The organism is Streptomyces sp. NPDC002144, assembly GCF_053593695.1.
Map to the genome: position 1 here is coordinate 204,677 of NZ_JBSFDB010000009.1, position 25,981 is coordinate 230,657.

Genomic DNA, 25,981 nt, shown 5'->3' on the forward strand with positions numbered 1-25,981 from the left:
CCGGTGAAACAGGTTGTACAGAACTACAAGAGCGGCGAGCTGGCGGTGCTCGACGTGCCGGTGCCGGGCTGCAAGCCGGGCGGTGTGCTGGTCCGCAGCGCCTTCTCGCTGATCTCCACGGGCACCGAGCTGATGAAGGTCTCCGAGGCCGGCATGTCGATGCTGGGCAAGGCCCGCTCCCGCCCCGACCAGGTGGCCAAGGTCATGCAGAGCGTGGCCACCAACGGCGTGCCCGCCACGTACCGCAAGGTGATGGGCAAGCTGGACTCCTACACGCCGCTGGGGTACTCGCTGTGCGGGGTCGTCGAGCAGGTCGGTGCCGGCATCGACGACGTGAAGGTCGGCGACCTGGTGGCCTGCGCGGGCAACGAGCACGCGCTGCACGCCGAGCTGAACTGGGTGCCGAAGAACCTCTACTCCCCCGTCCCCGACGGCCTCGCGCCGCGGCACGCGGCCTTCGGCACCGTGGGGTCGATCGCGCTGCAGGGCGTCCGCCAGGGCGAGCCCCAGCTCGGCGAGGTGGCGCTGGTCATCGGTCTCGGGCTGATCGGGCAGCTGGTGGTGCAGCTGCTCACCGCCGCGGGGGTCCGCGTCGTCGGCGCCGACCCCGACCCGTCACGCTGCGAACTCGCCGAGCGCCTGGGTGCGGCGGCCTGCGGCGACCCGGCGTCCACGGCCGTGGAGAACGCCGTCGCCGAACTCACCGACGGTCACGGCGTGGACCAGGTGTACCTGGCCGCGGGCGGTGGCAGCAACCAGCCGGTGGAGCTGGCCGCCAAGCTCTGCCGGGACCGCGGCCGGGTCGTCGACATCGGCAAGTGCCGCCTGGACCTGCCGTGGAACGCGTACTACGAGAAGGAACTCGACGTCCGGTTCTCGCGCTCGTACGGACCCGGGCGCTACGACCCGTCGTACGAGCTGGAGGGGCGCGACTACCCGATCGGCTACGTGCGCTGGACCGAGCGCCGCAACCTGGCGTGCTTCCTGGACCTCCTCGCCCGCGGCCGCGTGGACGTGGAACCCCTGATCTCCCACATCGCCGACTTCGACGACGCCGTCGAGACCTACCGGCGCCTGAAGGACGGCGAACTGAAGGCCGTGGCCGTGCTGTTCCGCTACCCCGAACTCACGGCGGAGGCGGAGGAGGGGGCTCAGCCGGCGGCCGTGTCGGTGGCGGTGCCCGCGGTGAAGGTGCAGTCCAGTCCGGCCCGGCTCGCCAAGTCGCCCGTGCGGCTCGCGTTCATCGGCGCGGGCAACTACGCGACGTCGATGCTGCTGCCGCATCTGGCGCAGCGCGAGGGCGTGGAGTTGTCGACGGTCGTCACCACGACGGCGCTGTCCGCGGCCAACGCGCAGCGGAAGTTCGGCTTCGCCGAGGCGACCACCGATCTCGACGCGGTGCTCGGCGACAAGTCCGTCGACGCGGTGTTCGTGGTCACCCGGCACAGCTCGCACGCCGAACTGACCCGCAAGGCGCTCCTGGCCGGCAAGACCGTTTTCGTGGAGAAGCCCCTCGCCCTCAGCGAGGACGAGCTGGCCGGTGTGCTCGCGGCGGTGGAGGAGTCCGGCAACGACCGGCTGCAGGTGGGCTTCAACCGCCGGTTTTCGCCGCTGCTGCACGAGGCCAGGGAGCGCTTCGGCGCCCGGACCGGCCCGGCCAACCTCCGCTACCTGGTCAACGCCGGTCGCCTCGACCACGGCAGCTGGTATCTCCAGCAGGGCTCCGAGGGCTCGCGGTTCGTGGGTGAGGGCGGGCACTTCGTCGACACGGCGAGCTGGCTGCTCGACGCCGACCCGGTGTCCGTGTACGCGACCGCCCCGTCCGGCAACGAGGACCTGCAGATCGTGCTGCGCTACCCGGACGGGTCCACCGCCACGATCAGCTACGTCACCTCCGGCCCGTCGGCCTTCCCGAAGGAGACGCTGGACCTGATCGCCGACGGGCGGGCGCTGCGGCTCGACGACTTCGTGCGTGCCTCGGTGTATTTCGAAAAAAGCACAGCCGGCCAGAAGCGCTGGGTCAGTTCGCGGCTGCCCAAGGCCCGGGACAAGGGCCAGAACGCCGAACTCGCCGCGTTCGTCAAAGCCGTGCGGACCGGCGGGCCGATGCCGGTGCCGCTCGAGTCGCTGGTCGCCACCACGGCGGCCACCCTCGCGGTGCAGACCGCTCTGGCGAGCGGCGCCCCGGTGACGCTGGCGAGGGCACTGTGACCATGAGCGCGGGCTGGTACCTGCGGCGGCTGTCCCGGATGGGACCGCAGGAGGTCGCGGGCCGGGTGGGCGACGCGGTGCGCCGACGGCGGTGGCGTGCGGCGCCGCCCGAGGGCCCGGGCGTCACCGGCGCGCGCTTCACCGCGGTCCTGCCGGCCGGGACGACCGCCGCTGTGCCTCCCGACGCCGTGAAGCGTCTCGTCGCCGACGCGGACCGGCTCATGGACGGGCACGCCGAGTTCTTCGGCGTGCTCCGCGACGACCTGACCGACCCGGACTGGTGGTTCGACCCGAAGACCGGGCGCCGGGCCCCCGCGGGCTACGCCTTCGACGTGCCGTACCGCAGCGAGGACGCGGTCGGGGACATCAAGCAGATCTGGGAGCCGTCCCGGCACCAGTACCTCACCCAGCTCGCCGCCGCCTACGCGGTCACCGGGGACGAGCGCTACGCCGAGCGCGTGGCCGCGCACCTGCGGTCCTGGTGGGCGGTCAACCCGCCGCTGCGCGGCGTCCACTGGATCAGCGGCATCGAGCTGGGCATCCGGCTGCTGTCCTGGGTGTGGATCCGCCGGCTGCTGGACGGCTGGTCCGGCGCGGGCGGGCTGTTCGAGGACAACCCGGTGGCGGTGCGGCAGATCTGGCATCACCAGCGCTGGCTGGCCGCCTTCCCCAGCCGGGGATCGTCGGCGAACAACCATGTCATCGCCGAGGCCGCCGGGCAGTTCGCCGCCGCCTGCGCCTTCGACTGGTTCCCCGCGTCGGCGCGCTGGCGGGCCGACGCGCTGCGGTCGCTGGACCGGCACCTGCGCGGCAACACCTACCTCTCCGGCATCAACCGGGAGCTGGCCACCGAGTACCACGGGCTCGTCCTCGAGCTCGGCCTGGCCGCGGTGGCGGAGGCGGACGCCGCCGACGTGCCCGTCCCCGCGTCGGTCCGCCTGGTGCTGCTGCGCATGACGGACGCGCTCGCCGCCATGGTGGACAACCGGCTGCGGCCGCCGCGTCAGGGCGACGCCGACGACGGCTACGGCCTGGTCGTGGACGGCGCGGGCACCGACCGCTGGGGCTCGCTGCTGGCCACCGGCGAAGCCGTGTTCGGCCGCCTCCCCTGGTGGCCGACGGTGACCGGCACCGACGTACGCACCCCGCTGCTGGCCGCGCTCGTCAAACCGGCGGAGCCGTCTGCGCGCCGTCCGGCGGAGCGGCCGGCGCACTTCGCGGACGCCGGGATGACGATCCTGCGCGGACCGGAGGAGATCTGGTGCCGCTGCGACGGTGGTCCGCACGGCTTCCTCTCCATCGCCGCGCACGCCCACGCGGACGCGCTGTCCGTGGAGGTCCGGCACGACGGTGTCGACGTGCTCGCCGACCCGGGGACGTACTGCTACCACGGGCAGCCCGAGTGGCGGCAGTACTTCCGCTCCACCCTCGGCCACAACACCCTGCAGTTGGACGGCGCCGACCAGTCCGTCTCCGGCGGACCGTTCCTGTGGACCCGGCACGCCGAGACCCGGGTCCTGCACGTGGACACCTCCGGCGAGGAGGTGGCCGCCTGGTCCGCCGAACACGAGGGCTACGAGGGCTCCGTGCACCGCCGCCGGGTGGAACTGACGTCCGCGCGCCGGGAGTTGCGGGTGATCGACGAGGTCCGCGGCCCGCGCCGGGCCGTACGCCTGGCGTTCCACCTCGGCCCGGCGATCACCGCGGACCTGGAGGGGAACCTGGCACGGCTCACCTGGACCAAGGACGGCGAGGACCGTTCCGCGGTGCTCGAGCTGCCCGGGCAGCTGTCCTGGCAGGCGCACCGCGGTGAGACGGATCCCGTGCTGGGCTGGTACTCGGCCGGCTTCGGACGCAAGGAGCCCGCCACCACCCTCGTCGGTTCCGGCTTCACCGACGGCACGGAGGGTTTCACCACCGTGCTCGGGTTCCGCGGCCAGGGGGGCGCGTGAGGATCGGGACGCGGCCCTGGGCACCGGCGGTGGCACCGCTGGTGCTGGCCCTGCTGCTGGTGAGCGGCTGTGACGGCACGCAGCACGCGACGCGTGAGAAGCCGACCGCCGTGCCCACCACGTCCGGGGCGCGGTCCGACTCCCTGACCCGGGTGTGCGCCCGTCCCCCGGCCGGGCCGACCAGAGCGCCTGAGGGCGCGGTGACGGTCGACCCCGCCGTGATCGGTGATCTGGCCGTGAAGACCCTGAACAGCCCCCCGCACACCACGTTCTGGCTCAAGCCGGGCAAGCACAGGCTCAGTCCCGATGACTACGACCAGGTGACCCCCAAGGAGGGGGACGTCTACCTCGGCGCACCGGGCGCGGTGGTCGACGGCCGGAAGGTCAACCAGTACGCGTTCGGCGGAACCGCCGAGGACGTCACCATCCGCTACCTGACCGTGCAGCATTTCGTCGCCCCGCAGAACGAGGGCGTGGTCAACCACGACTCGGCCGACGGGTGGGTGATCGAGCACTCGACGGTGCAGGACAACTCCGGCGCCGGTCTGATGGCCGGTTCGCGCCAGCATGTCCGCGCCAACTGCCTACGCGGCAACGGCCAGTACGGCATGAACGCGTACAAGGCCACCGGTGTCACCGGCCTGGTGGTCGAGGACAACGAGATCACGGGCAACAACACCGACGACTGGGAGCGGCGGCAGCAGGGCTGCGGATGTACCGGAGGCGTGAAGTTCTGGGCCGTCAACGGTGCGGACGTGCGCGGGAACTGGGTGCACGACAACCGAGGAACGGGGTTGTGGGTGGACACCAACAACAACGACTTCCGCATCGAGGACAACGTGATCGAGGCCAACGACGGTGCCGCGCTGATCTACGAGGCCAGCTACAACGCGGTCATCCGGTACAACACGATCCGGCGGAACAACTGGGTCGAGGGGCGTGCGGCGGCCGACCGTGGCGACAGTTTCCCGTTCGCAACCGTCTACCTGTCCGAGTCCGGCGGCGAACCACGTATCAGGGCCCGCACCAGCGAGATCGAGATCTACGGGAACATGCTGGAGAACAACTGGTCGGGGATCACCCTGTGGGAGAACGCCGACCGGTTCTGCAACAGCCCGGCCAACACCTCGTCCGGTGACTGCACGTTGCTGGTGAAGAATCCCAAGCGCTGCGTCCAGCCGGCGATCGCGAAGGCACCGCTCTACTCGGACTGCCGGTGGAAGACCCAGCGTGTGGACATCCACGACAACCGCTTCGTGCTGGACAAGTCCGTCGTCAAGTGCACGGTGAAGTGCGACCGCATGGCGCTGCTGTCCAACTACGGCACCTTTCCCGACTGGTCGCCGTACAAGGGTGAGCGGGTGGCCGACGCGATCACCACCCAGCAGCACAACCGCTGGCTGGACAACGTCTACGTCGGCCCATGGAAGTTCGTCACGCACGACGCGAGCCGCGTGCTCTCCCGCGCGCAGTGGCAGGGCACGCCGTACCGGCAGGACACGGGCAGCACCTTCCGCGCAGGGGACGGTGGCTGAGATGGAGACGGACCGCACATCGAAGATCATCGGGGCAGCCTGGGGGCTGCTGATCCTCAACACCCTCGGCTCCACCGGGGCGAAGACCATCATCCCGCTGCCCCGCTCTCTCATCCAGATGGTCACCATGGGCGCGCTGGTCGGCGCGTTCGTGCTGGCACTCGCGGTCAATCTCCGGCTGCGCATCCGACCCAGTGCGTACCTGTTCCTGCTGACCCTCCTCCTGGCGGCGAGCGTGGTCTCCAGCGCACGCCTGGAGTCCGGAAGCGGCTCGCTGTTCCGCTGCGCACGGCTGGCTCTCTTCGTCGCCACGCTGTGGCTGCTGAGCCGCTGGTGGGACGGCAGCGTGACGTTCGTTCGGCACCACATCCGGATGTACTTCGTGGTACTCGTGTCGGTGGCCGCCGGCCTGGTCGTCTCACCGGGGGCCGCCATGCCGGGTGAGTACGAGGGGCGGCTGGTCGGCGCGTTGTGGCCGCTCACCCCGCCGCAGATCGGACAGTACGCCGCGGTGATCATCGGTCTCACCGCGCTGCTCGCTGTGGGCCGACAGATCAAGAAGGGCGACGCGGCGATGGTCATCGTGCCGTCACTCGTCCTGCTCGTGCTGACCCATACCCGGACGGCCACGCTCGGCCTGATCGTCGGGCTGGCGTTGGCGATCAGCTCCCTGATCCTGACCAGCGGCGCCGCGCGCCGGTTCTTCTCCTGGGTGGTGCTGTCCGCAGCGGTGACCGCGGTGGCGTTCAGCTCCGCGGTGCAGGCGTGGTTTCTGCGCGGACAGAGCCAGGAGAACTTCGCAACCCTCACCGGACGGGCGAAGGTCTGGGACGCCCTGCGGGCAGCCCCCCGGACGCCCTCGGAGGACGTGTTCGGTGTGGGCCTCGGCGACAAGTCGTTCGGCGGCCTGCCGATCGACAACAGCTGGCTGGCCGTCTTCCACGAGCAGGGTCTGCTCGGCGTCGCCCTCGTGGCGGCGATCGTCATCGTGATGGGAGGCATCACGCTGCTGCGACCTCCGTCGCTGCCGAGGGCGTGCGCGATCTTCCTGATCAGTTACTGCGCGATCGCCTCGTACACCGAGGTCGGTCTGGGTGACGCCTCGCCGTACCTGCTGCATCTGGCCGTGGCAGCGTCGCTGCTGGCGGCACCTGCCGAGGCCACGTCCTTCCCGCCGCCGCCCGCGGGCCGCCGACGGCGTCTCATCCTGCCCCGGCTCCGGGAGGTGGTCTGAGCATGCACATCCTGGTGGTGCACAACCGCTACGCCTCGGCGCAGCCGAGCGGGGAGAACAAAGTCGTCGACCAGGAGGTGGCACTGCTGCGGGCGGGCGGCCATCGGGTCGAGGTATTCGAGCGGCGCAGCGACGACATCGGCGCCATGTCCCTCCTCGGCAAGGCAGCGGTGCCCCTGCGGGTGCCGTGGAACCCGGCGGTCCGCAAGGAGCTCGCGGCCCGGCTGCGCTGCGAGCGGCCGGACGTGGTCCACGTCCACAACGTCTTCCCGCTCCTGTCGCCCGCGGTGCTCGCCGCCTGCGCCGACGCCGGTGTGCCCGCCGTCGCCACGCTGCACAACTACACGCAGGTCTGTCCGCCCGGCACCCTGCAGCGGGACGGCCGCCCGTGCACGGAGTGCATCGGATCGAGTGTTCCGCTGCCCGCCGTCCGGCACGGCTGCTACCGCAACTCCCGTCTGGCGACGGTGCCGCTCGCGGTCGGCCTGTCGGTCAACCGGCGGCGGTGGTGGTCCGGCGTGGAACGGTTCCTCTGTATCTCCGCGGCGCAGCGCGACGTACTGGCGCGGGCCGGCATGCCGAGCGAGCGGCTGGCGGTGAAGCACAATTTCGTGCCCGATCCGGACGCCCGTCGATCGGGCGACGGTGAGCATCTGCTCTATCTCGGCCGACTGGCCGAGGCCAAGGGCGTACGGCTGCTCATGGCCGCGTGGGACGAGCTCGCAGCGAGCGGCGGGCTGGGCATCCCGCTCGTGATCGCCGGCACCGGACCGCTGGAGGCAGAGGTCACCGCCTGGGCGGCGGGCCGGGAAGACGTGCATTACGTCGGCCTGTACGACTCGGCGGAGTGCCAGAAGGCCATCGCGCGGTCCGTAGCCGTGGTGGCTCCCTCGACGTGGCTGGAGGCGTTCGGCCTGGTGGTCGTGGAGGCGATGGCGGCCGGGGTCCCGGTCGTCGCCGCCGGCCACGGCGCCTTCATCGAACTCGTCGAGGACGGCGTGACCGGGCTGCTGCACCGGCCGGGCGAGTCCGCCTCGCTCGCGTCCTGCATACGCCGGGTGGGGACCGATCCGGGCCTGGGCCGTGAGATGGGCCGGGCCGCCCGGCTCCGTTACGAACAGGGTTTCAGCCCGGCCGTCGGGCTGGAGCGCCTGGTGGAGGAGTACCGGACCGCGATCGCGGTCCGGTCAGCACGAACTCGCGCCGGGGACACCCCCGCGAGCGGGGGGGATGGGAACAACAGATGACACGATGCCGACTCTGCGGCTCGGCGACGCTGGCGAGCGTCGTCGATCTGGGGGCGACCCCGCCGTGCGAGAGCTTTCTCGCCGCGGACCAACTGGACCAGCCGGAACCGGCGTACCCGCTGCACCTGCGGGTCTGCACCGACTGCTGGCTGACGCAGATCCCTCCGCTGATCACACCGGAGGAGACCTTCAGCGAGTATGCCTACTTCTCCTCGTTCTCCACCTCCTGGGTGGAGCACGCACGGACCTTCGTCGCCGACGCCGTGGAGCGGGTGCGGCTCAACACCGACGCCTTCGTGGTCGAGGTGGCGAGCAACGACGGGTACCTGCTCCGGCACGTGGTGGACCGGGGGATCCGCTGCCTCGGCATCGAGCCGTCGGTGAACGTCGGCGCCGCGGCCCGCGAGGCGGGCGTGCCCACGCTCACGGAGTTCCTGAGCCCACAGACCGGCGCGGCCGTCCGCGCCGAGCACGGCCCGGCGGACCTGGTCGTCGCCAACAACGTCTACGCGCACATTCCCGACGTGGTCGGCTTCACCCAGGGACTGCGCGCCCTGGTCGCCGACGACGGCTGGGTCTCCATCGAAGTGCAGCACCTGCTGACCCTGATCGAGGAGAACCAGTACGACACGATCTACCACGAGCACTTCCAGTACTACACGGTCGCCTCCGCGATCCGGGCCCTCGCGAGCGGCGGACTCTCCCTCGTGGACGTCGAGTTGCTGCCCACGCACGGCGGCTCCATCCGGCTGTGGGCGCGGCCCACCGAGGTGGCCGAAGAGCCGACGCAGCGGGTGGCCGACGTGCTGGCCCGGGAGAAGGCCGCCGGGCTGCTGGAGCTGTCCGGGTACACCGAGTTCTCCGACCGGGTGGCCAAGGTGCGCCGGAACCTGCTGAAGTTCCTCATCGAGGCCGCCGAGCGCGGCGAGACGGTCGTCGGCTACGGCGCCCCGGGCAAGGGCAACACCCTGCTCAACCACTGCGGCATCCGGCCCGACCTGCTTGCGTACACCGTCGACCGTAACCCCTACAAGCACGGCAGGTTCACCCCGGGCACCCGCATCCCGATCCTGCCACCCGAGCAGATAGCCGCCGACAAGCCGGACTACGTCCTCGTCCTCCCCTGGAACCTGCGGGCCGAGCTGGTCGAGCAGCTGTCCTACGTCCACGACTGGGGCGGCCGGCTGGTCTTTCCCATCCCGGAACTGAGCGTTGTCGAGGTGACGTCATGAAGGTCGTTCTGTTCTGCGGCGGTTACGGGATGCGGATGCGCAACGGAGCCTCCGACGACGTGCCCAAGCCGATGGCGATGGTCGGCCCCAGACCGCTGATCTGGCACGTCATGCGCTACTACGCGCACTTCGGGCACACGGAGTTCATCCTGTGTCTCGGATACGGCGCGCACCACATCAAGGACTTCTTCCTCGGCTACAAGGAGACGACCTCCAACGACTTCGTGCTGCGCAACGGGCAGCCCGAGCTGCTGTCCACCGACATAGCCGACTGGACGGTCACCTTCGCGGATACCGGTATCGAGTCACCGATCGGGGAGCGACTGCGCAGGGTGCGGCACTTCCTGGACGGTGACGAGATGTTCCTCGCCAACTACGCCGACGTGCTGACCGACGCCCCGCTGCCGGAGATGATCGAGAACTTCGCCCGGCGCGACGCCGGGGCGTCGATGATGGTGGTGCCGCCACAGTCGTCGTTCCACTGCGTGGAGCTGGGCGAGGACGGTCTGGTGGGGGGCATCACCGCGGTGAGCGAACTGCCGCTGTGGGAGAACGGCGGCTATTTCGTGCTCCGGCAGGAGATCTTCGACAACATCCCGGAAAACGGGGACCTGGTCGCCGACGGCTGCGCCCAACTGGCCAAGCGCGGACGCCTGGTGGCATACCAGCACCGCGGCTTCTGGCAGCCGACGGACACCGTGAAGGAGCGGGCCGTGCTCGACGCCGCCTATGCCCGGGGCGACCGCCCGTGGGCCGTGTGGGAGCGGGACAGCGCCGGGATGAGCGCGTGATCGGGCTCGGGGCCGGGCGTGCGGAGCGGATCGTCGCGGTGGGCGCCCACTGCGACGACATCGCCATCGGCGCCGGTGGCACACTGCTGACGCTGTGCCGTGCGCGGCCGGGCATCCGCGTCGACGCGCTGGTGCTCTCCGGCGGCGGCGGCGAGCGGGAGCAGGAGGAGCGGGCCGCGCTCGCCGCGTTCTGCCCGGACGCCGACCTCAGGCTGACCGTGCACAAGCTGCCGGACGGCCGGCTGCCCGCGCACTGGGAGGAGGCCAAGGCCGCCGTCGAGGAACTGCGCGAGCAGACCGACCCGGACCTGATCCTGGCCCCGCGCACCGACGACGCCCACCAGGACCACCGGGGCCTGGCGCAGCTGATCCCCACCGCCTTCCGCGACCACCTGGTCCTCGGCTACGAGATCGTCAAGTGGGACGGCGACCTCGGCCGGATGGCGGCGTACCAGCCGCTGTCCGTGGAGATCGCCGAGGAGAAGGTGCGGCTGCTGCAGGAGCACTACGCCTCACAGCGCCACCGGCCCTGGTACGACCGGGAGGCCTTCCTCGGCCTCGCGCGGATCCGCGGCATCGAATGCCACGAGCGATACGCCGAAGCGTTCGCCGTCACCAAACTCACGCTCAACCTGGGGGGTTGAACCATGCGCGTACTGCTGACCGGACACCAGGGCTACCTGGGAACCGTCATGGCCCCGGTCCTCGCCGCCGCCGGGCACGAGGTCGTCGGCCTCGACTCCGGCCTGTTCGCCGACTGCGTGCTGGGCCCGAGGCCCGCCGACCCGCAGGGGCACCGGGTGGACCTGCGCGACGTCACGGCCGAGCACGTGGCCGGCGTCGACGCCGTGATCCACCTGGCCGCGCTCTCCAACGACCCTCTGGGATCGCTGGCGCCGGAACTGACCTACGACATCAACCACCACGCCTCCGTCCACCTGGCCCGGCTGGCCCGTGAGGCCGGAGTGGGGCGCTTCCTGTACGCGTCGACCTGCTCGGTCTACGGTGCCGCCGGCGGCGAGGACCTGGTGGGCGAGGACGCCCCCTTGCGCCCGGTGACCCCGTACGCGGAGTCCAAGGTGCGGGTCGAGGACGACCTGCATGAGCTCGCCGACGACCACTTCACCCCGGTGTACATGCGCAACGCCACGGCCTTCGGCTTCTCGCCCCGGCTGCGTGCCGACATCGTGCTGAACAACCTGGTCGGCCACGCGCTGCTGTCCGGCGAGGTGCTGGTGATGTCCGACGGCACGCCCTGGCGCCCGCTGGTGCACGCCGCCGACATCGCGCGGGCCTTCACGGCCGCCCTGACCGCGCCGCGCGAGGCGGTGCACGACAGGGCGTTCAACATCGGCAGCGAGACCAACAACGTCACCGTCGCCGAGATCGCCGGGCAGGTCGCCGAGGCGGTGCCCGGCTCCGAGGTGGTGATCACCGGCGAGACCGGCGCCGACCCGCGCTCCTACCGGGTGGACTTCTCCCGGTTCCGTGCCGCGATCCCCGGCTTCGACTGCGAGTGGACGGTCAAGCGGGGCGCGCTCGAACTCGCCGACGCCTACCGCGCGCACGGCCTGACCCAGGAGGCCTTCCAGCAGCGCTTCACCCGCCTCGCCGTGCTGCGCGCGGCCACCGACGCCGGCACGGTCGACGACACCCTGCGGCGGCGTCGGTGACCACGCATGGAGAAGTAGGTGCCGGCGACGAGATGTACGCCCTGGTGGAGCGGCTGTACCCGCTCTGCCGGAGCATCACCGGCGACGGCGTGCGCGCCACCCTGGACATCGTCGGCGAGTACATCCCGCTCGACGTGCACGAGGTGCCGACCGGAACCCAGGTGCTCGACTGGACGGTGCCGCAGGAGTGGAACATCCGGGACGCCTACATAGCCGACCCGGACGGCAACCGGGTCGTCGACTTCGCCGCGTCCAGCCTGCACGTGCTCGGCTACAGCCTGCCGGTGGCGAGGACCATGCCGCTGTCCGAGCTGCGCGCGCATCTGCACACGCTGCCGGACCAGCCGTCCTGGGTGCCGTACCGCACCAGCTACTACAAGCCGGACTGGGGGTTCTGCCTGGCCCAGGAGACCCTGGACGCGATGCCGGACGGCGAGTACGAGGTGCGCATCGACTCCACGCTCGCCGACGGCCATCTCACCTACGCCGAGCACGTGGTGCCCGGTCAGGTCGCCGACGAGGTGATCGTCTCCTGTCACGTCTGCCATCCGGCGCTGGCCAACGACAACATGGCCGGCGTGGCCGTGGCGACGTTCCTGGCCCGGGAGCTGGCGCGGGAAACGCCGTACTACACCTACCGGTTCATCTTCGCGCCCGGCACCATCGGCGCGATCACCTGGCTGGCCCGCAACGCCGAACGGGTCGAGCGGGTCAAGCACGGCCTGGTGCTGGCCTGCGCCGGTGACCCGGGCTCGCTCACGTACAAGCAGAGCAGGCGCGGTGACGCGGAGATCGACCGGGTGCTGCGGTACGTGCTGACCGCCTCCGAACGGCCGCACCGCGTCACGGAGTTCACCCCGTACGGCTACGACGAGCGGCAGTACTGCTCGCCCGGGTTCAACCTAGGCGTCGGCTCGCTCACCCGGACCCCGTACGCGGGCTATCCCGAGTACCACACCTCGGCGGACAACCTGGACTTCGTCTCCCCGGAGGCGATGGCGGACACCCTCGCGGTCTGCCGCGAGGCGTTCGCCGTCCTGGACGGCAACCGGCGCTACCTCAACCTCAGCCCCTACGGCGAACCGCAGTTGGGGCGGCGCGGGCTGTACGACGCGCTCGGCGGGCGCAGCGACACCAAGCAGGCCCAGATGGCCATGCTCTGGGTGCTCAGCCTCTCCGACGGCGAGCACGGTCTGCTCGACGTCGCCGAGCGGTCCGGGCTGCCGTTCGACACCGTCGCCGCCGCGGCCGGCGCCCTGCACGACGCCGGGCTGATCAAGGAAGACCGATGACCACCGAGAGCGAGAGGGCGGCCTCGCCGGCCGCGGCCGGCGAGGCCGGGCGGTCCGCCAAGCGGGCCATCGCCGGCCGGCTGTCGTGGGGACTCGCCGACCAGGCCGCCTCCAGCTTGAGCAACTTCCTGGTGGGGGCCTACGTGGCCCGCTCGCTCGGGCTGGCCTCGTTCGGCGTGTTCAGCCTGGTCTGGGTCACCTACGGCGTGCTGCTCAGCGTCTCACGCGGGCTGGCCACCGATCCGCTCATGGTGCGCTTCAGCGGCGTGCAGGCGGCGTCCTGGCGTACGGCGGTGGCCCGGTCGTCGGGCACCGCGCTTTGTGTCGGTGCCGTCACCGGAGCGGTGTGCCTGGTGGCCGGACTGGGGGCAGGCGGCCGGGTGGGAATCGCCTTCGCCTGCCTCGGCGTCACCCTGCCGGCGCTGCTGCTCCAGGACGCCTGGCGGTTCTCGTTCTTCGCCGCCGGTGTCGGACGGAAGGCGTTCGTCAACGATGTCGTGTGGGGCGTCGCACTCGTCCCGGCCATGGTGGTGGCGGCCCACGTGGGCGGCGTGGGCGCTTTCGTGCTCGCCTGGGGTGTGTCCGCCGCGGTGGCCGCGGGCTACGGCTGCTTCCAGTCCGGCATCAGGCCGAACCTGACCCGCACACGGGAGTGGCTCGGTGACCACCGAGACCTCGGCTACCGATATCTGGTCGAGAACGCGGCCCTCAGCGGCGCCCGCCAGCTACGAGCGTACGGACTCGGCGCGATCGTCGGGGTCGACGCGGTGGGTACGGTCCGGGGCGCCGAGCTCCTGCTCGGCCCGTTCCTCGCGGTCCTGATGGGGCTGGCGCTGGCCACCGTCGCGGAGGCGGCACGGGTGCTGCGGCGGGCCCCGGAGAGGCTGGGCCTGTTCTGCCTCATGATCGGCGGCGGGCAGGCCGTCGGCGCGCTGCTGTGGGGCGCGGCGCTGCTGCTTCTGCCGGAACGGGCCGGCGTCTTCGTGCTCGGCGTCGTCTGGCACTCCGCCTCGGCGATCATCGTGCCGGCCACGCTCGGCGTCGCCGGCTCCAGCCTGGGCGTCGGCGCGGCGGTGGGGCTGCGCGCACTCGGCGCGGCCCGGCGCAGCCTCCGCTGTCAGCTGATCACCTCCGTCCTCTACGTCAGCGGCGGACTCTGCGGGGCGGAGGTGGCCGGCACAGTCGGCTCGGCGTGGGGCGTCGCGGCCGCGACCGTCACCGGCTCAGCCCTGTGGTGGCTGCAACTCCGTTCCGGCCTGCGCGAACGCCGCAAGAACCCGATCCGCGAAGTGAGGACCGCATGACCGCCCATCCCAGGCTGAGCATCGGCCTGCCCGTCTACAACGGCGAGGAGTACCTCGCCGAGGCGCTCGACGCCCTGCTCGGCCAGACCTACGAGGACTTCGAACTCCTCGTCTCCGACAACGCCTCGACGGACGGGACCGCGGACATCTGCCGCCGGTACGCCGCACTGGACTCGCGCGTCCGGTACACCCGGCTGCCCCGGAACATCGGCGCCGCGCCGAACCACCACCTGGTGTTCACCGAGAGCCGCGGCGAGCTGTTCAAGTGGGCCTCGCACGACGACCTGTACGCCCGGGACCTGCTGCGGCGCTGTGTGGAGGCGCTCGACGAGCGGCCGGAAGTCGTCCTCGCACATGCCGGCGAAGCCGTCATCGACGGTGACGGCCAGGTCAGGGTCCCGTACGAGTACGGGCTCGCCACCGACTCCCCGCACGCGCCGGAGCGCTTCCGCAGCATGCTGTTCGAGCCCGGCGGCGACGACATGTACGGGGTGATGCGGGCCGAGGTCCTCCGCCGGGTCAAACCGCTCGACAGCTACCACCACGCGGATCGCACCTTCACCGCCGAGATCAGCCTCCACGGCCCCTTCCACCAGGTGCCGGAAGTGCTGTACTTCCGTCGCGACCACCCCACCCGCGCCGAGCGCGCGCACCCCGGCAAGCGGTCCCGGTGCATCAACCTGGACCCGCGCCGAGCGGGTCGGCTGCACCCGACGCCCCGGCTGCTGGCCGAGTACGTCTGGGGCTACGTCGCGGCGATCCGGCGGGCGCCGCTCTCCCCGGCCGACCGGCGCGCATGCTACCGCCACCTGCTCGCCTGGATGACCAGCCGGGTCAGGCCCGGAGCCGGCGAGCGGGTCGAGGACCGCGCACCCATCGACCCGGTCCGGATCACCGTCTCCGTCGACGCCCTCGTCGCCGGCCGTGAAGGAAGGCAGTCATGACGTCTGCGAACAGGACCGCGGTGCGCGTCGGGGTGTGCGGCGTGCTCGGTTCCGGCAACCTCGGCAACGACGGGTCGCTGGAGGCCCTGCTCGGATACCTCCGCTCCGAGCATCCGGAGGCGGCCGTGGACGCCTTGTGCGGCGGGCCCGAGGTGGTCACGGCCCGGTACGGGATCCCCGCGAGGCGGCTCCACTGGAACCGCGGGGAGTACCGCACCGCGTCGCGGGCGGGCGCGATCGCGGTGAAGGGCCTGGGCAAAGTCATCGACGTCTTTCGCGTCGCCGCCTGGGTGCGCCGGCACGATGTCGTGATCGTGCCGGGCGCCGGCGTCCTGGAGACCACGCTGCCGCTGAGGGCCTGGGGCTTCCCGTACTCGATGTTCCTGCTCAGCACGACCGGACGGCTGTTCGGCACCAAGGTCGCGCTGGTCGGTGTCGGCGCCGACAGGATCGGCCACCGGCCGACCCGCGCCCTGGTCCGCTGGTCGGCGCGGCTCGCCGCCTACCGGTCCTACCGGGACGCCCTGTCCCGCGACGCGATCCGTGCGATGGGCGTCGACACCGCGCGGGACAAGGTGTACTCGGACCTCGTGTTCTCACTGCCGACGCCGCCGGCGGGCGCACCCGAGGACCGGCAAGGCCCGGTCTGCGTCGGCGTCATGGCCTACTACGGAAGCAACGACGACCGGGCCCGGGCCGAGGAGATCAACCGGCGCTACATCGACGGGATGACCCGCTTCGTCCGCGCGCTGGTCGAGGACGGCAGGCAGGTCCGGTTGCTCATCGGCGACGAGGTCGACAGGCCGGCGGTCGACGCGGTCCTCGACGCGGTGGACTCGCCGCTGGCCACCGCGTCCGAGGCGTCGTCGCTGGCCGACCTGATGAAGGAGATGGCGGCTGCCGACGCCGTGGTGGCGGCCCGCTACCACAACCTGATCTGTGCGCTGAAGGTCGGCACGCCGACGCTCGCACTCAGCTATGCGGCGAAGAGCGACGCACTCATGGCCGAGATGGGACTGGGCGCATACTGCCACCCCGCTCGCGAGGTCGACGCCGACCGGCTGCTCGAACAGTTCCGGGCGCTGGAGAAGCGATCGTCGGAGCTGCGGCGGACCCTCACCGAGCGGAACGAGGCCGCGAGTCGGCGGCTCAACGACCAGTTCACCGAATTGACCGCGGTCCTGTTCCCGGCGACGGACCACACCCAGACCCTGCGGGAGACTCCATGAAGGCGACCGAGGTCCCGGCGATCGCCGGCGCGTATCTGTTCGAGCCGACGCCGTACGCCGACGAACGCGGCTTCTTCTGCCGCACGTTCGACGCCGACGTGGTCCGCTCGGTGGGCCTCGACCCGCACGCCTTCGTCCAGGACAGCGTCTCCCGCTCGGTCCGGGGCGTGCTGCGCGGTCTGCACCTGCGCTCCGGCGCCGGCGAGGCCAAGCTGGTGCGGTGCTCGTACGGGAAGATCTTCGACGTCGTCGTGGACCTGCGTACGGACTCGCCGACCTACCGCAACCGGGCCTTCTTCGAACTGTCCGGCGAGACACAGGCGACCCTGTACATCCCGGCGGGGTGCGCGCACGGCTTCCAGGCGCTCACCGAAACGGCCGACACCTCGTACCGGATCGACCGCCCGCACGATCCGTCCGAGGACGTGACGATCGCCTTCGACGACCCGGAGCTCGCCATTCCCTGGCCGCTGCCGGTCACCTCGATGTCCCAGCGGGACCGGGAGGCGCCGAGCCTCGCAGAGGTGCTGAAGCACCGAGAGAACTGAGGTAGTACGCCGAGGACTTCGGCGTCACCGACCGGCTGCACGTCCTCGACGAGAACGGCCGGCCGTCGCAGGAGTACCGCACCCTGTTCCTGCGCCGGCTCCTCGCGGGCGGGGTGCTGGCCCCGTCGTTCGTGGTGAGCAGCGCGCTCAGCGACGAGGACATCGAGCACACCGTCGACGTGGTGGCCCAGGCGTGTGCGGTGTACCGCAAGGCACTGGACGCCGGTGATCCGACCCCCTGGCTGGGCGGACGTCCGGTGAAGCCCGTCTTCCGCCGCCTGGCGTGACGTGATGTGACCTCAGCGGGGCTCCCGCCGACCGGCGTCCGCCATCCGCTCCACCGGATGGCCGGACGGCCGGTCGGCGATCCGGTCGACCAGCCACGCGATCGCCGGGATCACCGCCAGCGCGGTGCACCAGCCGCCGAGGGCGTCGGTCGGGTAGTGCGCGCCCAACGCCACCTCCGCCCATCCCATGACCGCGCCGCCGACCAGCGACGCGGCGAGCACGAGTGACATGCCGGCCGTCCTGCCGAGGCCGAGCCGGCCGGTCGCGAGCAGCGCCAGGACGAGGGCGAGCGCGGTGAAGAAGGTGGTGTGCCCGCTCGGGTAGGACAGGTTGCCGGGGCCGTGGATGGTGCGCCCCACCACGTGCTTGAGCAGGGTCGTCGTCCCCACGGCCACGACGGCACCGACGACGAAGAGCGCCGCCGCGCGGGGACGCCGCAGCAGCAGACAGCACACCACGATGGCCGCGACCAGCATCGTCGATCCGGCCGGCTCCCCCAGGAGGTCCAGGACCAGGGCGACGCGCCGCAAGGGCCCCTGGACACTGTCCTCGGTCGGCAGCACGAACCACCTGTCCACCCTGCCGGGCTCGCTGTGCCCGGCGAACAGGACCCCGAGCGCACCGACCACCACGGCGGCCACGACCGCGACCGCCCCGAGCCACGCGCGCAGCGAATGAGGCAGCACCGCGGGCTCCGACCGGCCCGTCACCCGCCCCTCCGGCAGCTGCGACGCATCTCCCCCGCCTCCCGTCCCCCCTGGTCAAAGGCACCGGAAGCAGACTCTATGTCACCCCCTGCCAAGCCCAGGTAAACGGATCCCCCACGGCACTCCAGACTCCCGGCCGTCACTTCACGCCGCCGCGCCGTCCTCCTCCGCGATCCGCGCCGGCGCGCCGTCCCGCTCCTCGAACTGCGTCCGGTACAGCTCCGCGTAGCGTCCGTCCGCCGCCAGCAGTTCCTCGTGGGTGCCGCGTTCCACGACCAGTCCGCCCTCGACGACCAGGATCAGATCGGCCGAGCGCACGGTGGAGAGGCGGTGGGCGATCACGACGGCGGTGCGGCCCTCCAGGGCCTCGGCCAGGGCCTCCTGGACCGCGGCCTCGGAGGTGTTGTCGAGGTGCGCGGTGGCCTCGTCGAGGATCACGACCCGCTGACGGGCCAGCAGGAGGCGGGCGATGGTCATGCGCTGGCGTTCGCCGCCCGAGAGGCGGTAGCCGCGTTCGCCGACGACGGTGTCCAGCCCGTCGGGCAGGGAGCGGACCAGGTCGTCGAGGCGGGAGCGGCGCAGCGCGTCCCACAGTTCGGGCTCGGTCGCCTCCGGGCGGGCGAGGAGGAGGTTGGCGCGGACGCTGTCGTGGAAGAGGTGGCCGTCCTGGGTGACCATGCCCAGGGTCGCGCGCAGGGAGCCGGCGCTCAGGTCGCGCACGTCCACCCCGCCGACCCTGACGGCGCCCCCGTCGACGTCGTACAGCCGCGGCAGGAGCTGCGCGATGGTCGACTTGCCGGCGCCGGAGGAGCCGACGAGGGCGACGGTCCGGCCGGGTTCGGCGCGGAAGGAGATGCCGTGCAGGACCTCGTCGCCGCCACGGGTGTCGAGGGAGGCTACCTCCTCCAGGGAGGCGAGGGAGACCTTGTCGGCGGACGGATAGCCGAAGCGGACGTCGTCGAACTCGACGGCGACCGGGCCCTCGGGGACCTCGCGGGCGTCCGGTTTCTCCTCGATGAGCGGCTCGAGGTCGAGCACCTCGAAGACGCGCTCGAAGCTGACCAGCGCGCTCATCACCTCGACGCGGGCGCCGGCGAGCGCGGTGAGCGGGGCGTACATCCGGGTCAGCAGGAGGGCCAGGGAGACGACGGCGCCCGGCTCCAGGGTGCCGCGCAGGGCGAACCAGCCGCCGAGGCCGTAGACCAGGGCGAGGGCCAGGGAGGAGACCAGGGTCAGCGCGGTCATGAACACCGACTGGGCCGTGGCCGTGCGCACTCCGATGTCGGCGACGCGGCGGGCGCGGGCCGCGAACTCCGCCGACTCCTCCTCCGGGCGCCCGAACAGCTTGACCAGCGTGGCGCCCGGCGCGGAGAAGCGCTCGGTCATCCGGGTGCCCATCGCCGCGTTGAGGGTCGCGGCCTCCCGCTGCATCCGCGCCATCCGGCTGCCCATGCGCCGGGCGGGGACGACGAACAGCGGGAGCAGGACCAGCGCGAGCAGGGTGATCTGCCAGGACAGGGTGACCATGACGGCGAGCGTGAGCACCAGAGTGACGACGTTGCTGACCACTCCGGACAGGGTGTTGCTGAAGGCGCGCTGGGCGCCGATGACGTCGTTGTTGAGTCGGGAGACCAGCGCTCCCGTACGAGTGCGTGTGAAGAACGCGACCGGCATCCGCTGCACATGATCGAACACAGCCGTGCGCAGATCGAGGATGAGTCCCTCCCCGAGCGTCGCCGAGAGTCTTCTGCCCAGGATGCCCAGCGCCGCCTCGGCCACCGCGATCAGCGCGATGAGCAGCGCGAGGCGGACGACCGTGCCCTGGTCACCCCGCGACACGATCGCGTCGACGACATGTCCGGCGAGCACGGGGGTCGCCACGGCGAGCAGGGCGGTCACCACCCCGAGGAGCACGAACTGCGCGATACGGGCGCGGTGCGGTCGGGCGAACGCGGCGATGCGGCGCAGCGTGGCGCGCGCCACGGGTCGCCGTTCCTGCTGGGCGGTCATGACACTGTGCAGCTGTGTCCACGCTGTGGTCTCCATGCTCATGGGAGAGAACGTAGAACCTCGAGCGTTGTTGAGGTCAACACTTCCGTCGCATCGTCCCCTGCCCCGAAGGACCCCATGGCCCTGCCTCCCCAGCCGCTTTCCGTCCGTAAGACGCTGTCCGCGATTCCGCAACCCGCAGTTGGCGCGGTGCGGAGACCCTCTTCGGATGTGACTGCGGTTCAACTTCCCCAAGGCCCCCTCTCTCCGGGACGGTTCCCCCGTCGCGTCCCGGTCCGCCAGATCCTGTGCCTTCTTCCGCTCCTGCTGGTCACCGTCGTCGCCGTGCAGCACCGGGACGTGCTCGTGGAGGGCTTCGGCCATCTGCGGTCGGCCGAGTGGCCGTGGCTGCTGGCCGCGGCCGGCGCCACCTGTCTGACCTGGGTGGCGGCCGCGTTCACCCGGCAGGGCGCGGTCGTCGACCGGCTGCCCAGGCGGCGGCTGCTCGCGACGCAGTTCGCCGCGGGCTCGGCCAACCATCTGCTGCCGACCGGCCTCGGCGCGGGGGCGGTCAATCTGCGGTTCATGACGGTGTGCGGCATCCCGCTGGCCCGTTCCTCCGCCGCGCTGGCCCTGTATCTGCTGGCCGAGTCGGTCACCCGGGTGGGTCTGCTGCTCGTCCTGCTGGTCGCGTTCCCCGACGCGCTGCGCTTCGGCGATCTGCTCCCGCACGGCTCGACGGCTCCCCTGCTGCTGACCGTCGGCGCGGTCGCGGTCGTCGCCGTGACGGTCCTCGCCCTCGTACGACGGCTGCGGACCACCGTCCTGACGTTCCTGCGGACCGCTCTGGGGGAACTGCGCTCGGTGCACACCCGCCCGTGCCGCGCGCTCGCCCTGTGGGGCGGCTCGCTCGCCTTCCCCTCCCTTCAGGCGGCCGGTCTCGTCCTGGTCGGCATGTCCCTGGGGCTGCCGGTACCGCCCGTGCACATGGCGGTGGCCTACCTCGCGGCGACGGTCGCGGTGGCCCTGGTACCCACCCCGGGCGGCCTCGGCTCGGTCGAGGCGGCGCTGATCGTGGCCCTGGTCGCGGCGGGCGCACCGGCGGCCGTGGCGACGGCGGTGGTCCTGGCCTACCGGATCATCACGGTGTGGCTGCCCCTGGTGCCGGGGGCGTTGACGCTGGGGGCGCTGGTGCGCCTGAAGGTGATCTGAGGGTCGCGTTCCACACCTGGACACCGGAGCGGTCAACCGTGCGCCCGTCGACGGTTCTTGGGCCGTCCGGCCCATTGCCCCACCGGCCCGGCAGAGCGCACGATGCAGCGTGGCCATCGGACCGGGGGGCGGTATGGAGCGGGACGGTACGGAGTTGTCGGAGGCCATCGCAGCGGTGCGCGCCGGGTTGGAACAGGCTCGCCAGTCAGGGACCCACAGCACTGTCAGATTCGTACCCCAGGAGGTCGTCCTGGACTTCACCGTCGAGTTGCGCCGTACCGGTCAGGCCAAAGGGGCCGTAAAGGCATACGTGGTGTCGGTGGAGGCGGGGGCCGACTCGGCGCGGGCCACCACACAGCACGTCAGCATCCGCCTGCGGGTGACGGACGCTGCAGGGCGGGAGCTACCCGTCGGTGACCAGCTCAACGCTGATCAGTTACGTCGGGCGGACGGCGGCTGAGCGTTCCGCTTCTGGGGGGCATCATGAGCATGGACCTGTCGCGGATCGCGGAAGTACTGGGAGAAGCTGGCTCCTACGGGAGCGGATACCACATGGACGCGGGCCTCGTACTGACCGCCTGCCATGTCGTGGCGTCCGAGGCACGAAATCCGGTCCCGGCCTCAGCGCGCGTCCGCTTCGCCGACACCGCCGACTGGACCGAGGCGCGCGTGGCCTGGAGCGACCGCGATCTGGATGCCGCGCTGCTGCACATACCCGGCAGCCGATCGCCGATGCAGCCGACGCGCTTCGGGGAACTGACCGGCCCCGACCCCCAGTACCCGGCCGGGTGCGCCGTGGTGGGGTTTCCCCAGGTCCAGGCCTCGGACTCGGGGCGGGACACGATGGGCGTCGCGGGAACGGTCGACGCCTCCACCCTGAGGTTCAGCGGGCGGTACCAGATCGACCTCACATCGCTGGAGCACCGCGAGAACTGGAGCGGCATGTCCGGCGCCGCCGTGTTCTGCGGCCCCCTCCTCACCGCCATCGTGCGTGGTGTGCCCGACGGCTTCCATGCCCGCCGCCTCAATGCCGTGCCCGTCGCCCTTGTTTTGCGCGATGACGGGTTCCGGCGCTCCCTGCGCGACACCGGGCACGAGGTCCGCGAGCTGGAATCCGTCGAAATGCATGCCTTGCTCGATGCACCGCCGGTTCCCGGCCCGCCCACGTTCATGTCCCGGTACGATGCAGGGCCGTCGATCTCGTATCTCCTGCACCCGCGCACGCGGACGGTCCCGTTCCTGGGGCGCGGTTTCGAACTCAACATCCTCGAGCGTTGGGCCACATCGGACAACCCTGTCGACGTCATGATGGTCACCGGCCGCATGGGCGCAGGGAAGACAAGGCTCGCCGTGGAGTTGGGGCACCGGCTGGGCAGTGACTGGATCGTCGGATTCCTTCGCAAGGAACCTCCCGACGCGTCCCCGGCACCGGACCTGCACCCGCTCACCACGAGCGCACGCCCTGTCCTGCTGGTGATCGACTACGCGGAGACGCGGCCAGCCTGGATCCGGCTCGTGCTCGACACACTGGCCGGGTACGAGCGGCGAGTGCGTATTCGCCTACTCCTGCTGAGCCGGACCGCCGAGTCGTGGCACGAGGTGGTGAAGCGATGCCACAACAAGGGTCTCCTCTCCAGCACACGCAACCACCTCGCTCTGCGGGACCTAAACCTGGACGAGGACACCCCAGTCCTGCGTATGCGCGAGGCGGCGCACGCTTTCGCGCGAGGCCTGTACGGCGCCACGGGGACGGCCGAGGAGATCGCCGCGATCATCGACCATGAGGACTTCGCCGTCGTGCCGCCTGACCCGTTCTCCCTAGGCATCGTCGCCTGCGCGGCGGCCATCAGCGCGTCCTCACGTGTGAACCCGGGCCTCCCCGTCCTGGATTCTCCCTACGAAGTCGTCTTGGACCGGGAGGAGACCTACTGGGAACGCGGCGCCCGCGTCTTCGGCCTCGCCACGGACCAGCCGCACACCCGCGATCTGCTCCGCACACTCGTCGTCACGCAAGCCCTCTGCGGGGCGCGGGACGTCCCCGAAGCAGTGGCGGCAGTCGGGGCGGCCCAACGCGCTTTCCACCGAGAGGACGGCGTCGTGCAACCGTCGGCCCCGGATGTGAGGTTGCAGCGGTCCTTGTTGAAGAGCCTCTACCCCTCCCACGACGAAGAATGGGGCCGCTTCGGGCCCCATGCGCTTACCGCACTACTGATAGAGCGCGCGGAGCACGAAGACCCCGGTCTTACCGAGGCCATCCTCCGGGACCGCGGGCTGCACAGGGAGCAACGACGCAGGAGCCTGGAAACGATCCTCCTGGGCTCGTCTCAGCGCCCCTGGCTGGCCGATCTCGCGTTGGCAGCCTTGGCAGGTTCACCGGGAGACCTCGGTGTGGCGGTCGCCGAAGCCGCGGACGCAGCCGAGCAACCGGCGGTGTGGCTGGCCGAGGCCCGCACGGCCGTCCGGGTGAACGCTGAGCACCTGTCGCCGGAGGACCGCGGCGCCTGGCTGGAAGTAGCGGACTACCTGGACGAGCAGATCGCCGCCCGGCTCCGTCCGCCCGAGCCTCCTGACCGCAACGGCTTGGATCCGGAGGAGAACGGCGAAGGCCCGGGCTCAGGTGGTCCGCCACTGCCCGCGCCACCCGTCGGCGGCTCAAGGGACGCTAGCCGCACTCGCTCGACCCGCCGGGCAAGCGTTCCGGATCCGCCGCCCGAGAGACCGGGCGTCTCCAGAGGCGAGGACCGTTCCAATGCTCCGCCCCCAGGCAGCCCGAACCACCGCAGCCGAGCGGGCCACAAACGGCCTCCACAGACGCCCGGACCCATCTGAGTACCGCATACGGCGGACGAACTCCTCCGCTCGACGGTCGCCTCCAAAGCAGCGTTCTGGCCTCCACACCGTCGGAAAGGACATCGCATGCCCCGTCCGCACCGAGCGCCAACGGCACGTCACCAGTGTCGTCCTCGCCAGACCCGGAGTCCGCAACACCGTCGACGGTCCGACAGCCCCCGACCCTGCATGGGTGCCGATCTCAAGGCGATCGGCATCGAGCACGGCAACCGGTTGACGGAGGACGGGGACGTACCCATGGGTGGGCCCGGGTGCGGCTGTCCAGGCCGGTGACGCCGCCGTCGCGGGCGCGCCGTGGCGGGCGGGCTGGCGTTGGCCCTGTGGTGCGATCTGGGGGTCGCCGAGTAGGACGCCGTCTTCGGCCGTTCTGCCGACGCTGGGGTGTGCCGCTGATCGACGGGCGGGGAACTCCTGGCCCGGTTGTCGGGGAGAGCCGCGCGATAACCATGGTCCTGACGGGGCGTGCGGTGGGGCCCGGGATGCCTGCGAGACGGATCTGGCCGACCGGGTGGCTCTGCTGGACCGGGCAGGCCCGGGGTGTCCGGGCATTCGTCCGAATCCATTCCGTCCGGGCGTCTCTCCAGTGCGAACTCCTCTGCCGGATAAGGCAGGATGAGCGGTTGCACATCCTGGACTTGGAGGTAGTCGGTGAACCGAGCGCTCACCGTGGACGATCTGGTCGTCGCCGCAGTCGCGCTGGTGGCGGGGCTGTTGGCGGCGTTTCTGCTGCGCATGCTGATGCGGTGGCTGGGCAAGCACGCCGGCCGGACGCGTTGGAGCGGGGACGACGTCATCGTGGACGCGTTGCGGACGGTGGTGCCGTGGGCGGCGTTCCTCGGCGGTGCGGCCTCGGCGGGTGGGGTGCTCCCGCTGACGCGGACCGTCCAGAAGCACGTCAACCAGTCACTGACCGTCGTCCTCATCCTCGTGGTGACGCTGACGGCGGCCCGGGTCATCGCCGGTCTGGTGCGGACCGTCACCCAGTCCCGCTCCGGGGTCGCCGGGTCGGCCACGATCTTCGTGAACATCACCCGGGTCCTGGTGCTGGCACTCGGCTTCCTGGTGGTGCTGCAGACGCTCGGCATTTCCATAGCCCCGATGCTCACCGCCCTCGGTGTCGGCGGTCTGGCGGTCGCGCTGGCCCTGCAGGACACCCTCGCCAACCTCTTCGCGGGCGTCCACATCCTGGCGTCCAAGACCGTGCAGCCCGGCGACTACATCCGGCTCAGCAGCGGCGAGGAGGGGTACGTCGAGGACATCAACTGGCGCCAGACCACGGTCCGCGCCCTCTCCAACAACCTGGTCGTCATCCCCAACGGGCAGCTCGCCAAGGCCAACATGACCAACTTCATGCGCCCCGAGCAGCAGTTGACCATTCTGGTCCAGGTGGGCGTCGGCTACGACAGCGACCTGGAGCACGTCGAGCGGGTCACCCTGGAGGTGGTCTCCGACGTGATGACCGGGGTCAGCGGCGCCGTACCGGAGCACGAGCCGGCGATCCGCTTCCACACCTTCGGCGACTCCCGGATCGGCTTCACGGTGATCCTGGGCGTGGGCGAGTTCAGCGACCAGTTCCGCATCAAGCACGAGTTCATCAAGCAACTGCACCGCCGCTACCGCGAGGAGGGCATCCGCATCCCGGCGCCGACGCGGACGGTGGCGCTGCAGCAGGGGTCGGTGTCGATCCCGCAGCAGCGCGGCCCGCAGGAGGTGGGCGACGCGAACGTCGCCCACCTGGAGTGA

The 25,981-nt window shown here is 71.2% G+C and carries 20 protein-coding genes and 2 pseudogenes; 20 read left to right on the forward strand and 2 right to left on the reverse strand.

Annotated features, from left to right (window positions below; genetic code table 11):
- Positions 1-3: 3 nt before the first annotated feature.
- The 15 genes and pseudogenes from ACWCQ1_RS16330 to ACWCQ1_RS16400 form a co-directional block, all read left to right on the forward strand.
- Positions 4-2,211 carry a bi-domain-containing oxidoreductase gene (locus ACWCQ1_RS16330; protein WP_358600851.1) on the forward strand — a complete coding sequence of 736 codons (2,208 nt, stop codon included), beginning with the start codon at positions 4-6 and terminating at the stop codon, positions 2,209-2,211.
- Positions 2,208-4,163: an alginate lyase family protein gene (locus tag ACWCQ1_RS16335; protein ID WP_451026749.1), complete on the forward strand. Its 1,956-nt coding sequence runs from the start codon at positions 2,208-2,210 to the stop codon at positions 4,161-4,163. Before ACWCQ1_RS16330 ends, ACWCQ1_RS16335 begins: the two co-directional genes overlap by 4 nt.
- Complete coding sequence (locus ACWCQ1_RS16340; protein ID WP_358600846.1) at positions 4,160-5,698, forward strand: right-handed parallel beta-helix repeat-containing protein; 1,539 nt, start codon at positions 4,160-4,162, stop codon at positions 5,696-5,698. The genes ACWCQ1_RS16335 and ACWCQ1_RS16340 overlap by 4 nt, the downstream gene beginning before the upstream one ends.
- 1 nt (position 5,699) lies before the next feature.
- Positions 5,700-6,932 (forward strand): O-antigen ligase domain-containing protein, encoded by a 1,233-nt coding sequence (locus tag ACWCQ1_RS16345; RefSeq protein ID WP_358600843.1) that lies wholly within the window; start codon positions 5,700-5,702, stop codon positions 6,930-6,932.
- 2 nt (positions 6,933-6,934) lie between these two features.
- Positions 6,935-8,179, forward strand: a complete 1,245-nt coding sequence (locus ACWCQ1_RS16350; protein ID WP_358600840.1) for a glycosyltransferase — start codon at positions 6,935-6,937, stop codon at positions 8,177-8,179.
- Positions 8,176-9,411 (forward strand): class I SAM-dependent methyltransferase, encoded by a 1,236-nt coding sequence (locus tag ACWCQ1_RS16355; RefSeq protein WP_133046494.1) that lies wholly within the window; start codon positions 8,176-8,178, stop codon positions 9,409-9,411. Before ACWCQ1_RS16350 ends, ACWCQ1_RS16355 begins: the two co-directional genes overlap by 4 nt.
- Entirely contained in the window at positions 9,408-10,202 is a 795-nt protein-coding gene (locus ACWCQ1_RS16360; RefSeq protein WP_133046493.1) for a glycosyltransferase family protein, read from the forward strand. Before ACWCQ1_RS16355 ends, ACWCQ1_RS16360 begins: the two co-directional genes overlap by 4 nt.
- A complete protein-coding gene (locus ACWCQ1_RS16365; RefSeq protein ID WP_358600837.1) occupies positions 10,199-10,846 on the forward strand; it encodes a PIG-L deacetylase family protein in 648 nt (215 codons plus the stop codon). The genes ACWCQ1_RS16360 and ACWCQ1_RS16365 overlap by 4 nt, the downstream gene beginning before the upstream one ends.
- Before the next feature lie 3 nt (positions 10,847-10,849).
- Entirely contained in the window at positions 10,850-11,875 is a 1,026-nt protein-coding gene (locus ACWCQ1_RS16370; RefSeq protein WP_358600834.1) for an NAD-dependent epimerase/dehydratase family protein, read from the forward strand.
- 32 nt (positions 11,876-11,907) lie between these two features.
- Complete coding sequence (locus tag ACWCQ1_RS16375) at positions 11,908-13,167, forward strand: DUF4910 domain-containing protein (RefSeq protein ID WP_358601007.1); 1,260 nt, start codon at positions 11,908-11,910, stop codon at positions 13,165-13,167.
- A complete protein-coding gene (locus ACWCQ1_RS16380; protein ID WP_358600832.1) occupies positions 13,164-14,471 on the forward strand; it encodes an MATE family efflux transporter in 1,308 nt (435 codons plus the stop codon). Before ACWCQ1_RS16375 ends, ACWCQ1_RS16380 begins: the two co-directional genes overlap by 4 nt.
- Complete coding sequence (locus tag ACWCQ1_RS16385) at positions 14,468-15,415, forward strand: glycosyltransferase family 2 protein (RefSeq protein ID WP_451026750.1); 948 nt, start codon at positions 14,468-14,470, stop codon at positions 15,413-15,415. The genes ACWCQ1_RS16380 and ACWCQ1_RS16385 overlap by 4 nt, the downstream gene beginning before the upstream one ends.
- On the forward strand, positions 15,412-16,644 hold the full coding sequence (locus tag ACWCQ1_RS16390; RefSeq protein WP_358600826.1) for a polysaccharide pyruvyl transferase family protein: 1,233 nt from the start codon (positions 15,412-15,414) through the stop codon (positions 16,642-16,644). Before ACWCQ1_RS16385 ends, ACWCQ1_RS16390 begins: the two co-directional genes overlap by 4 nt.
- Positions 16,641-17,192 (forward strand): dTDP-4-dehydrorhamnose 3,5-epimerase, encoded by a 552-nt coding sequence (rfbC, locus tag ACWCQ1_RS16395; RefSeq protein ID WP_133046487.1) that lies wholly within the window; start codon positions 16,641-16,643, stop codon positions 17,190-17,192. Before ACWCQ1_RS16390 ends, rfbC begins: the two co-directional genes overlap by 4 nt.
- A gap of 44 nt (positions 17,193-17,236) precedes the next feature.
- Positions 17,237-17,479 (forward strand): annotated as a pseudogene (locus tag ACWCQ1_RS16400) (glutamate-1-semialdehyde 2,1-aminomutase); the annotation flags it as partial.
- A 12-nt stretch (positions 17,480-17,491) separates the two neighbouring features.
- On the opposite strand, the gene ACWCQ1_RS16405 reads toward ACWCQ1_RS16400, so the two are convergent.
- Together ACWCQ1_RS16405 and ACWCQ1_RS16410 are read right to left on the reverse strand one after the other, a co-directional pair.
- Positions 17,492-18,190, reverse strand: a complete 699-nt coding sequence (locus tag ACWCQ1_RS16405) for a phosphatase PAP2 family protein (protein WP_133046486.1) — start codon at positions 18,188-18,190, stop codon at positions 17,492-17,494.
- 141 nt (positions 18,191-18,331) lie between these two features.
- Positions 18,332-20,233 carry an ABC transporter ATP-binding protein gene (locus ACWCQ1_RS16410; RefSeq protein WP_358601004.1) on the reverse strand — a complete coding sequence of 634 codons (1,902 nt, stop codon included), beginning with the start codon at positions 20,231-20,233 and terminating at the stop codon, positions 18,332-18,334.
- A gap of 174 nt (positions 20,234-20,407) precedes the next feature.
- Here ACWCQ1_RS16410 and ACWCQ1_RS16415 point away from each other — a divergent pair, with 174 nt between their 5' ends.
- The 5 genes and pseudogenes from ACWCQ1_RS16415 to ACWCQ1_RS16435 all read left to right on the forward strand — a co-directional run bounded on the left by ACWCQ1_RS16415 (position 20,408) and on the right by ACWCQ1_RS16435 (position 25,981).
- Entirely contained in the window at positions 20,408-21,388 is a 981-nt protein-coding gene (locus tag ACWCQ1_RS16415; protein ID WP_451026751.1) for a lysylphosphatidylglycerol synthase transmembrane domain-containing protein, read from the forward strand.
- 109 nt (positions 21,389-21,497) lie between these two features.
- Positions 21,498-21,848, forward strand: coding sequence for a trypco2 family protein (locus tag ACWCQ1_RS16420; RefSeq protein WP_451026752.1), 351 nt, complete (start codon positions 21,498-21,500; stop codon positions 21,846-21,848).
- Between the two features lie 23 nt (positions 21,849-21,871).
- Positions 21,872-24,217, forward strand: a complete 2,346-nt coding sequence (locus ACWCQ1_RS16425; protein ID WP_451026753.1) for a S1 family peptidase — start codon at positions 21,872-21,874, stop codon at positions 24,215-24,217.
- Positions 24,218-24,299: 82 nt separating this feature from the next.
- Positions 24,300-24,747, forward strand: a pseudogene (locus ACWCQ1_RS16430) (enoyl-CoA hydratase-related protein); the annotation flags it as partial.
- Positions 24,748-24,886: 139 nt separating this feature from the next.
- Positions 24,887-25,981 (forward strand): mechanosensitive ion channel family protein, encoded by a 1,095-nt coding sequence (locus ACWCQ1_RS16435; RefSeq protein ID WP_358600818.1) that lies wholly within the window; start codon positions 24,887-24,889, stop codon positions 25,979-25,981.